We start from the raw sequence: 9,774 nt of genomic DNA on the forward strand, positions 1-9,774 counted from the left end.
GGCCGGCAGCAATGCCAAAGCCCTATCACCAAGTGTACGCGCTTTAAATGACTGCAATCAGCAATGGATATTCATTAGGTTAACACTACAAGGCCGCGAGACCGTGACAAATAACAGCCTAACCGCCAAGGACATCATGACACCGAACGTGAAATCGGTTCCGCAAAGCTGGACGATGGAGCGCTTCAAAAAATTCCTCAGTGATAATGACATTATCGGCAGCCCAGTCGCCAACGAAGACGGCCAGATAGTCGGCATTGCCACGCTGAAAGATATTGCTGAGTTCCATTTTGACGCCTCAAGCTCGCAATATGAGGGCGAGATGAGCGAAGAAGAGCAGCAAGAAGTTCGTCGTCTACGCATGATGATTTTTGAAGGCCTAGCGAGCATGCCTGTTGAAGTCGGCGACATCATGACACCTAGTCTTGTTTCTGTTCAGGAAAACACCGCCGTAAAAGACGTTGCCGAACTCATGATGAACGAACACTTGCACAGAGTATTCGTCAAAAATGGCGATGAAGTCAGCGGAATAATTACCACCTATGATCTACTCAAGATCATTGTTGAGCAACTTAGCTAAAAAGTGCGCGCAAAAGAGCGGGAGGGACGCGACGTTTAAACTATTAACCTACTCAGCAGGATTTAAAGATGGTTATAAGCAACAACAAAAGCGATAACAAAGTCTACGTACTTGATACCAATGTTCTTTTACACGAGCCTGAGTCAATATTTAAGTTCGAAGAGCAAACTGTATTTATCCCTCTTAGAGTTCTTGAAGAGCTCGACTCCCACAAACGCGGTCAACGCGATACCGCCCGCAATGCGCGCCAAGCGCACCGCTACCTCGATGAGATACTCTCAAGAGCGGACATCGACAAGCTCAATGAGGGGATTGCGCTTGATGGCGGCGGGAAGTTGGTTTTTCAAACCTTTGAAAAAGAACGACAAACCGTCGCCGACAACGAAATCATTCAGGTCACTCAAGAACTAAAAGAAAAATTTGCAAGCCAGGATATCTCCGTTGTTCTCGTCACCAAAGACATCAACATGCGCATCAAAGCCATTGTTTTGGGCATTGTCTCCGAAGATTATCGAAACGATCAGGTTGCCAATGTTGGTGACGAAACACTGTTTGGCGGGCAGATAGAAATTACGGATGACATGTGGGAAGCCACGGGTGTCGATATCCAGATAGACCGAGAAGACTCACCAGATGTCGGCACTATCATTATTTACCATGTTACGGCCCCTTGGATTGGCAACTGGCCAATTAACACGCACATTTATTCAGACTCGACGAGCCAACAAAACTTTCGCGGCATCCTCAGAAAGATCGAAGGCTCCACCGCATCGATTGAGATACTTCCGGATTTTGAACAGCAATATCATTGCTGGGGCATACAAGCGCGAAATAAAGAGCAGAACTATGCCCTCTCCATTTTGACCGATCCTGAGATCGATTTTGTCACTATTGCGGGCGATGCCGGTACTGGTAAAACCCTACTAACACTGGCCGCGGCGCTGCAGCTTTGCTACGAAGATAAATTCTACGATGAGATTATTGTCACTCGCGCCACGGTTCCAATGGGCGAAGATATCGGCTTTTTACCTGGTGAGGAAGAGGCAAAAATAGAACCGTGGATGGGCGCGATTACCGACGCCCTAGAAACTCTCAGCGCAAGCCCTGAAGGCAACGACTTTGAGCGAAAATCCGGCCTTGAGTTTTTGAAGAACCGCGTAAAAATAAAAAGCTCGAGCTTTATGCGCGGCCGAAGCTTTTCAGGCAAGTTCTTCTTAATTGACGAGGCACAAAACCTAACGGCAGCCCAAATGCTTGGCCTAATCTCACGAGCGGGACCAGGCACCAAAGTTGTTGCAATAGGCAACCTGAAGCAAATCGATACGCCCTACTTAAGCGCATCAACCAGCGGCTTCAGCTACGCCATTGACCGCATGCGCAATTGGGAGCACTACGCGCACATCACACTCAAGAGCGTAGAGCGCTCTCGTTTGGCCGATTACGTCGCATCCAACTTCCACGATTGAGCACACAGGAGATAGAGGTTGAGAAAGAAGGGGTTGAGCAGGCCAGAGCCTTTCTCAACCCCTTCTTCGTGCATGAGATTACCTTGAACAAACCGGACACGCAGGGTTTTTAGGCAAGTTCAAACGTCGCCAAGACATCGAAAGCGCATCATAAACCAAGAGCTTCCCTGCACTTGGCTCCCCGAAGCCCGCGATCAACTTTATCGCTTCAAGCGCCTGCATCGAACCGATCACACCAACCAACGGGGCAAGCACTCCCGTTGTAGAACAGTTGAGGTCATCCTCGCCATCTTCAGAGTATAAACACCGATAACAGGGTGACTTAGCGTCTCGCGGATCGTAAACCGCCAACTGCCCTTCCATACGAATTGCTGCACCAGAGACCAGCGGAACGCCCGAAGCAACACACAAGCGATTCACTGCAAAACGAGTATCAAAGTTATCACTACAATCAAGAACCACATCAAAATCTGTAAAACGCTCTTGCCACCCCTCTTCGTCAAAGCGCTCCGACAACGCATCAACCAGACACTGCGGGTTAATCGCCGTGATACTGCTCTTCGCAGATTTAACCTTACTCTGGCCGAGCGAGCTCTCTTGATGCGCGATCTGTCGCTGAAGATTGCTCAGCTCGACAACATCGTCATCAACCAGCGTCATTTTACCGAGACCGGCTGCCGCTAAATAAAGCGCCGCCGGAGAGCCCAAACCACCAGCGCCAATGATCAGCGCATGCGCATTCGTAAGCCGTAATTGGCCAGCGACGTCAAAGCCGGGCAGCATCAATTGCCGGCTGTAGCGTAAAAGCGCGTCATCATTTAGGGTGCCTTGCTTATTCATTGTCCGCTCTTCACTTTGATTTCAATACCTTTGAAAACGTGCCGAGGTGAACCGGTCATTACCACCATAGTCTTTGTGTGTTTGTAACTGGTCATAGCCAAGCCCCTCAAGCAACTCTCGCAAACGTGCACCCTGCTCAAACCCGTGTTCCAAACATAAGGTGCCGCCCGATGTAAGATATGCTTTCGCTTCGTTAGCAATATGGACTAAATCGGCAAAGCCATGGTCTTCAGCCACCAGCGCCGATTTTGGCTCAAAACGCACATCACCCTGATCTAGGTGATGATCTTGCGCATCGATATAGGGAGGATTACTGACGATGAGACCAAAGCGTTGACTAGAGTTATTTGACGACGGCTTTTGCAGCGCAGAAAACCATGAGCCAACAGAGAAGTGCACATTATGAACATCGTGCTTTTGCGCATTTCTTTTCGCCAGCTCTACAATGTTTTCAGAAACATCCGTTGCCACCACTGCCCAAAGAGGCCGCTCAACGGCGACAGCTAGCGCGATGGCTCCTGTTCCTGTTCCCAGATCAAGCATTCGTATTGGGTTACGATCGAAGCTGTTGAGAATGAATTCAACTAAACACTCTGTGTCGGGTCGAGGAATCAAAGTATCCGGTGATACTTCCAGGTCGAGCGACCAAAAGCCTCTCGAACCAACCAGGTGCGCGACGGGTGTGCCCAACTTACGCTGCTCTATCAATTGATAGAATCGGTGCGCCTGAGCATCGGATAACATTCTCTCTGGCCAAGTTCGCAAATACGTAGAGTCAACCTCAAGCACTGCACAAAGAAGCTCACGCACATCGACGTCGGGCGCCTCACTCACTAGATCTGCACTATAACCTAAGGCATCAGCAATGGTTAGCGACATGACAGTACACAACAAGAGCGCTAGCCCTCGTTAATACTCGCGAGCAGTTCAGCCTGATGCTCCTGCAACAGAGGATCAATAATCACCCCAAGATCACCCTCCATGACCTCTGCCAACTTGTACAAGGTTAAATTGATGCGATGATCGGTGACACGCCCTTGCGGATAGTTATAGGTTCGAATACGCTCAGAACGATCACCACTACCCACCAAGCTCTTACGCTGGCTGGATTGCTCGGCCGCTGCGGCTTCTTGCTCAGCACTTAACAGTTTAGATGCAAGCAAGGTCATCGCCTTTGCCTTGTTCTTGTGTTGCGATCGCTCGTCCTGACACTCAACGACAACACCGGTTGGCAAGTGGGTAATACGAATTGCAGAATCTGTTTTGTTGACGTGCTGACCACCCGCACCAGAGGCACGAAACGTATCAATCCGAAGATCAGCCTTATTGATTTCCACATCATCCACTGACTCAATCTCAGGCATAACGGCAACCGTACACGCAGACGTATGAATGCGGCCCTGCGATTCTGTCTCTGGTACGCGCTGCACTCGATGCGCTCCAGATTCAAATTTCAGCGCACCAAATACACCATCGCCAATCACGCGAGTAATAATCTCCTTGTATCCGCCATGCTCACCCAAGCTTTCGCTGACGACTTCCATTTTCCAACGTCTTTGCTCTGCATAACGAGAGTACATGCGAAAAAGGTCCCCAGAAAAAATCGCCGCCTCATCACCACCTGTGCCAGCTCTAATTTCAAGAAACACGTTGTTACCATCGTTTGGATCTTTTGGCAGTAAAAGTACCTGCAACTCGTCCGTCAGGCCGACCAGGTTTTCTTGCGCAGCCGACAACTCCTCTTGCGCCATTTCACGCATATCGGCATCGCCATCGGACATAAGCGCTTTCGCTTCTTCAATGTCATCCTGCGCCTGTCGATATCGGCCATAGCACTGAACAACCGGCTCCAACTCCGAGTATTCCTTTGAGTAGTCTCGGAACTTGTTTTGATCTGAGATCACGCTAGGATCACTCAAAAGTGCACCAAGCTCCTCATAGCGATCGGTTATTTCATCAAGCCGAAGCAACAATGATTCTTTCATATTTAAATATTCGCTCAAATAAAATCGGGGAGAGTTTAGCACCGCACATCGCTAGGGCGAAATCGTGCGAGCTAAGGGCCATCCAGCTTAAAAAGGTTGAGTAACAAGTTTGCGGTTTCGGGCTTACCAGCGGCAGCATCATCTCGCACAGAAACCGTAGGTTCGTGAAGCAATTTTTGAGTCAAGCCACGCGATAACACACGAATCACCTGCTCCGGATCGCTTCCTTGTTGCAACGATGAAAGCGCTTTTTCCAATTCTGTCTGACGGATCGTTTCGGCATGCGCTCTAAAACGTCGCAGCCCCTCGCCCGCATTGGAGACACGCATATCGCTCAAAAAACGTGACACGCCGCTCTCGATAATGGCCTCCGCCTCCTGAGCCGCTTGCTCGCGTGCGCGCTTGTTCTCGTCAATCACGTCACTCAAGTCATCAACGGTATAAAGGTACACATCTGCTAAGTCAGCGACTTGGGGCTCAATATCTCTGGGAACGGCAATGTCTACCATAAAAAAGGGGCGATGCTTACGCAGTTTCAAGGCGCGCTCTACTGCCCCCTTACCCAGAATAGGCAACGGGCTCGCCGTCGAGGAAATCACAATATCTGCCTCGACCAACAAATCCGGGATATCTCCCAGCAATGCTGCATGGCCACCCACGTCTTCCGCTAGATCCTGAGCTCGCGCCAACGTCCGGTTAGCCACTGTAATGTTCTTTATCCCGGCCTGCTGAAGATGTTTGGCCACCAGCTCCGTCGTTTTACCCGCCCCTATCAGCAAGGCATTACTTTGATCAAGCTTACCAAACAACTGCCGAGCAAGTGCAACCGAAGTCGCTGCGACCGACACGGCACTTTCGCCAATTGCCGTATCCGTTCTCACCTGCTTCGCTGTCGAAAAACTCATCTCAAACAGACGCCCTAGACGACCAGTGACCGATCCGACTTCTAGCGCACTGGCATACGCAGACTTAAGCTGGCCAAGAATCTGCGGCTCGCCCAAAACAAGAGACTCAAGCCCCGCCGCGACCCGCATAACATGCCGCACGGCAAGATCATCCTTTAGGCAAAAACTAACACCATCGATCTCTGAGGCTGGAATTGCATGATGTTCCGACAACCAACGCACCATGTCTGGCGCATGAAAATCCGCTTGCGTATGACAATAAATCTCGGTGCGATTGCAGGTTGATAAAATCACACCCTCACTCACCTTGGGCTGCGAAACAAGCGCCCGCAGAGAACTCGCCAGGTTATCCGCATCAAATGCGACCTGTTCCCTGAAGTCTACCGAGGCTGTTTTATGATTGATGCCAAAGGCAAGGATTGACATTGAGATCCGAAATTGAGAATTAAATCGCTATTTTACAAAGAGCTTGCCAAATATGCTACGCGAATTACGCATTGTATCGGGCATGAAGTTGACAGCAAACCGCCGTGTGTCATGATACCGAGCTAACCGTCATTTAGACATCGAAAACCTATTGTAAGAGATTTCCTTTGAAACTACTCCGTTTTACTTTGCGTTTCGTGCTTGTTTTACACATTTTACTCGCATCGGGTTGTGCAAGCCTTCTGAACAAATCAAGCGCCACATCCGTTGACGCTGAATCCGCCCCCAAAAGCGAAGAGAACGACATTGAATATGCGGATTTTTCGATTGAGCAAGACACGCTTTATGACCTTCTCGTAGCGGAGATTGCCTCACAACGAGATCAGTTTGATATTACTCTGGTGAACTACATTCATCAGGCGCAAATGACGCGAGATCCAGCTGTCATACTCAGAGCCATTAATGCTGCACAGATTGCCAAAGACTCCGAAGCCATCAAAGAACTCACGCTTATTTGGCTAGAAGAAGAACCCGACAACATCTCCGCACACCAAATCTTGGCATATCAATACTCTGTCGACCGCGCATTCCCCGAAGCTATCGATCAAATTGCTAAGATTCTCGAGCTAGGCGGCAAGACCAGCGTTGAAGCGCTCGCCATCAGCTCAGCTCAGGCCAGCGAAGAAGAAAAACAGGAGCTGCTTGAACTGTACACGCAACTGCTTGAGCAGTTTCCCGACAGCTGGGAGGTTCGATATAGCCTTGCGCTCGTCCACCGAAATTTGAAGCAGTGCGACATTGCGATAGAACAACTTGAACAAGTTATTGATGCGCAGCCTGAATTTCAACAAGCGTTTATCGTGAAGGCGAACTGCCTTAGCGAGCTAGGAAAAAAAGACGAAGCGCTCGCCTATGCGGAACAAAGCTTTAACCAATTCCCCGAAAACAACGCGCTCGGCAGACTTTACGCTAGCCTTCTTATTGAAAAGGGCGACACGCAAGCAGCCGAAGGCGTTTTCGCGACCCTTCTTGAATACTACCCCGACTCAGCAAGCCTAACGCTGTCACACGCCCTTCTAATGCTTGAAAATAAGAAAGTGGAAGATGCAAAGAGCGCCTTTGAAGAGCTAACCGCCTCCCCTACCCACAGCAGCGACGCTTACTATTACCTTGGGAGAATCGCGGAGCAACAAGATCAACCTGAAGAAGCCATTACGCAGTACCAGAATGTAGCCCCAAGTTCGCACTACAATACCGCGATCGAGCGCTATGTATACCTGCTCAGCAAGCAAGAGCGAATGGATGAAGCATTAGAACGACTTGCCCTATTACGACAAGATCAACCCAGAAATGCTCAAAAGCTGTGGTTGATTCAGTATCAACTTCTAAACACCTTTGACAAGACTGATATGGCGCTTGATGGGCTAAACCAAGCACTAACCCAATTCCCAGAAGATGAGTCCCTTTTGTATGCGAGAGCGATGCATTATGACGGTACCGGCGAAATCGAGCTGATGGAGCAAGACCTGCGAAAAATCATCACCAAGAATCCAAGAAACGCCGTTGCGCTAAATGCGCTTGGATATACCCTCGCAGACAAAACAGATCGCCTTGAAGAAGCCCTGCAGCTCATCACGCTGGCGCTCGCGCTTCGCCCTGATAACCCAGCGATCATGGACAGCATGGGCTGGGCACTGTTTAAGCTCGGCAAGAACGAAGAAGCACTCGCGCTTTTAAGTAAAGCTTACATCAACTACCCCGATGGAGAAGTCGGTGCACATCTAGGCGAAGTACTATGGGTTGAAGGCAAAACCGAGGAAGCCAAAAAAGTTTGGAACAACAGCCTGCGCCAGCAACCAGACCATCCTGTGCTTCGCGCAACGTTAGAACGACTTGCTCCAGAGATGCTTGAAGACCTTAATGACACGGCAGAGCCGAACGATGAGAATACTGAGGCAACTGACTCTGCCCCAGCTTCAGATGCGCAAGAGACCAACCAGGCGGAAGAATAATCGTGGCGACTAGAAGTTTTGGATGCCCTATCATTACGGCTGCTCTCATCGTAGCATTAAGCATTACGAGCGGCTGCGCATCCAATTTTATTGAATATTCCGGCGACGAAAGCCCCAAGGTTCTTCGAGAAAAACTCTATCAAATTGAAGACTTTCAGCTCTCCGGAAAGCTCGGCTTTCGAAATACGGACGAAGCCTTTAGCGTTGCTATCAACACCTGGAAACAGACGGCAGATCAATACGACATTCAACTCAGCTCTACTTTTCTTGGACTCGGTTCAGTCAATATTCTAGGCACGCCCACCTGGATTGAGATTAACGAGAGCGGAGAAGAGCCAATCCAATCGCCCTACCCTAATGAAGCGCTAGAGCAATTGCTTGGGATGCCTCTTCCTGTTCAAAGAATTCGCTACTGGATAAAAGGAGTACCCGCACCCCAGTCATCCGCAATAGAGGTCAAAGATGAGCGGGGGCTTGTGTCTTCAATTACCCAAGATCAATGGATGATTGAACTGGACCGATACCACGACGTAAATGGCCTACCTTTACCCAGCAGAATAAAAATTAATCGCGATGGCACACGAATCACACTAGCGGTCAGTCAATGGTCGATACTTTAAGAAACGAGAACCGACTCTCCAACATACCGCTAACGCTAGAATTACCAGCGCCGGCAAAACTCAATCTTTTTCTGCACATTACCGGAAGAAGGGAAGACGGCTACCATGAATTGCAGACAGCATTTCAAATACTCAACTTCGGCGATACACTCCAGTTTGAGCGGACCACCGACAACCAAATAACAGTACTCCCTGCAATCCCTAATCTGCCGCAAGAAGAGAACTTAATCTACAAAGCCGCGCACTTACTAAAGCCTTTTAACAAACGAAAATATGGCGCTCGCATCACGCTCGCTAAAAGACTCCCAATGGGTGGTGGTGTTGGTGGCGGAAGTTCCGATGCCGCATCTACCCTGCTTGGACTAAATTTACTTTGGGACTGCAGCCTGAGCCGGAATGAACTAAGCACACTCGGCTTGCAATTAGGTGCGGACGTTCCCGTCTTTATTAACGGTAAAACCGCATTTGCGGAAGGCGTTGGAGAGCAACTTCATGATCTAAAAACCCCCTCTTTGTGGTACGTCGTACTTAGCCCAAAAGTACACGTCAGCACCGCTCAAATTTTTTCAAATGAACTGTTGACAAGAGACACCCCAAAGATGAAAATAGCGCCCGCTTTGGAGGGGCAAGCGCTCGACAGGCTTCACAATGATTGTGAACCGCTCGTTGCGAAACTCTACCCCGAAATTCAGTCAGCTTTAGATTGGTTAAGCCAATTCGGCCAAGCCAAGATGACGGGAACCGGAGCATGTTGTTTTTGCGCTCTGTCTTCAGAAGCAGAAGCAAGACAGGTTTTGAATGAAGCTAATCCTAAATTCAAAGGCTTTATAGCCAAGGGAGTCTCACTCTCTCCTGCAATAAAAAGGCTAAGTGAAGCTGAGAGGTTCGCAACGAATCCCTCGAAATGAAAGCTCAACAATTTGAGCTATAGTAATGGCTT

Annotated in this window: 9 protein-coding genes; 5 read left to right on the top strand and 4 right to left on the bottom strand. The window is 49.3% G+C overall.

Annotation, left to right across the window (positions count from 1 at the left end; translation table 11 throughout):
* Positions 1 to 580: HPP family protein (locus A3751_RS03280; RefSeq protein ID WP_231876834.1), on the top strand; the 580-nt coding region annotated here is incomplete at its 5' end.
* Positions 581 to 648: 68 nt separating this feature from the next.
* Positions 649 to 2,046, top strand: coding sequence for a PhoH family protein (locus A3751_RS03285; protein WP_068452014.1), 1,398 nt, complete (start codon positions 649 to 651; stop codon positions 2,044 to 2,046).
* Between the two features lie 78 nt (positions 2,047 to 2,124).
* On the opposite strand, the gene moeB is transcribed toward A3751_RS03285, so the two are convergent.
* From moeB to hemA, 4 genes are all read right to left on the bottom strand, one after another.
* Positions 2,125 to 2,886 carry a molybdopterin-synthase adenylyltransferase MoeB gene (gene moeB / locus A3751_RS03290; protein ID WP_068452017.1) on the bottom strand — a complete coding sequence of 254 codons (762 nt, stop codon included), beginning with the start codon at positions 2,884 to 2,886 and terminating at the stop codon, positions 2,125 to 2,127.
* A gap of 21 nt (positions 2,887 to 2,907) precedes the next feature.
* Entirely contained in the window at positions 2,908 to 3,765 is an 858-nt protein-coding gene (gene prmC, locus A3751_RS03295) for a peptide chain release factor N(5)-glutamine methyltransferase (RefSeq protein WP_068452020.1), read from the bottom strand.
* Between the two features lie 20 nt (positions 3,766 to 3,785).
* Positions 3,786 to 4,871 carry a peptide chain release factor 1 gene (prfA, locus tag A3751_RS03300; protein WP_068452023.1) on the bottom strand — a complete coding sequence of 362 codons (1,086 nt, stop codon included), beginning with the start codon at positions 4,869 to 4,871 and terminating at the stop codon, positions 3,786 to 3,788.
* A 71-nt stretch (positions 4,872 to 4,942) separates the two neighbouring features.
* Positions 4,943 to 6,202 (bottom strand): glutamyl-tRNA reductase, encoded by a 1,260-nt coding sequence (hemA, locus tag A3751_RS03305; RefSeq protein WP_068452026.1) that lies wholly within the window; start codon positions 6,200 to 6,202, stop codon positions 4,943 to 4,945.
* 167 nt (positions 6,203 to 6,369) lie between these two features.
* Here hemA and A3751_RS03310 point away from each other — a divergent pair, with 167 nt between their 5' ends.
* From A3751_RS03310 to ispE, 3 genes are read left to right on the top strand one after another with little or no spacing between them, the layout of a single operon-like run.
* Complete coding sequence (locus A3751_RS03310) at positions 6,370 to 8,214, top strand: tetratricopeptide repeat protein (protein ID WP_068452029.1); 1,845 nt, start codon at positions 6,370 to 6,372, stop codon at positions 8,212 to 8,214.
* Between the two features lie 2 nt (positions 8,215 to 8,216).
* A complete protein-coding gene (gene lolB / locus A3751_RS03315) occupies positions 8,217 to 8,834 on the top strand; it encodes a lipoprotein insertase outer membrane protein LolB (protein ID WP_068452033.1) in 618 nt (205 codons plus the stop codon).
* Positions 8,819 to 9,742, top strand: a complete 924-nt coding sequence (gene ispE, locus A3751_RS03320; RefSeq protein WP_068452036.1) for a 4-(cytidine 5'-diphospho)-2-C-methyl-D-erythritol kinase — start codon at positions 8,819 to 8,821, stop codon at positions 9,740 to 9,742. The genes lolB and ispE overlap by 16 nt, the downstream gene beginning before the upstream one ends.
* Positions 9,743 to 9,774 lie beyond the last annotated feature (32 nt).

The sequence above is a fragment of the Oleiphilus sp. HI0080 genome (assembly GCF_001635135.1).

Coding starts and splice junctions, on each gene's coding strand:
- prfA (WP_068452023.1), bottom strand. CDS start 4,871: ATGAAAGAATCATTGTTGCTTCGGCTTGATGAAATAACCGATCGCTAT.
- A3751_RS03285 (WP_068452014.1), top strand. CDS start 649: ATGGTTATAAGCAACAACAAAAGCGATAACAAAGTCTACGTACTTGAT.
- hemA (WP_068452026.1), bottom strand. CDS start 6,202: ATGTCAATCCTTGCCTTTGGCATCAATCATAAAACAGCCTCGGTAGAC.
- moeB (WP_068452017.1), bottom strand. CDS start 2,886: ATGAATAAGCAAGGCACCCTAAATGATGACGCGCTTTTACGCTACAGC.
- ispE (WP_068452036.1), top strand. CDS start 8,819: ATGGTCGATACTTTAAGAAACGAGAACCGACTCTCCAACATACCGCTA.
- prmC (WP_068452020.1), bottom strand. CDS start 3,765: ATGTCGCTAACCATTGCTGATGCCTTAGGTTATAGTGCAGATCTAGTG.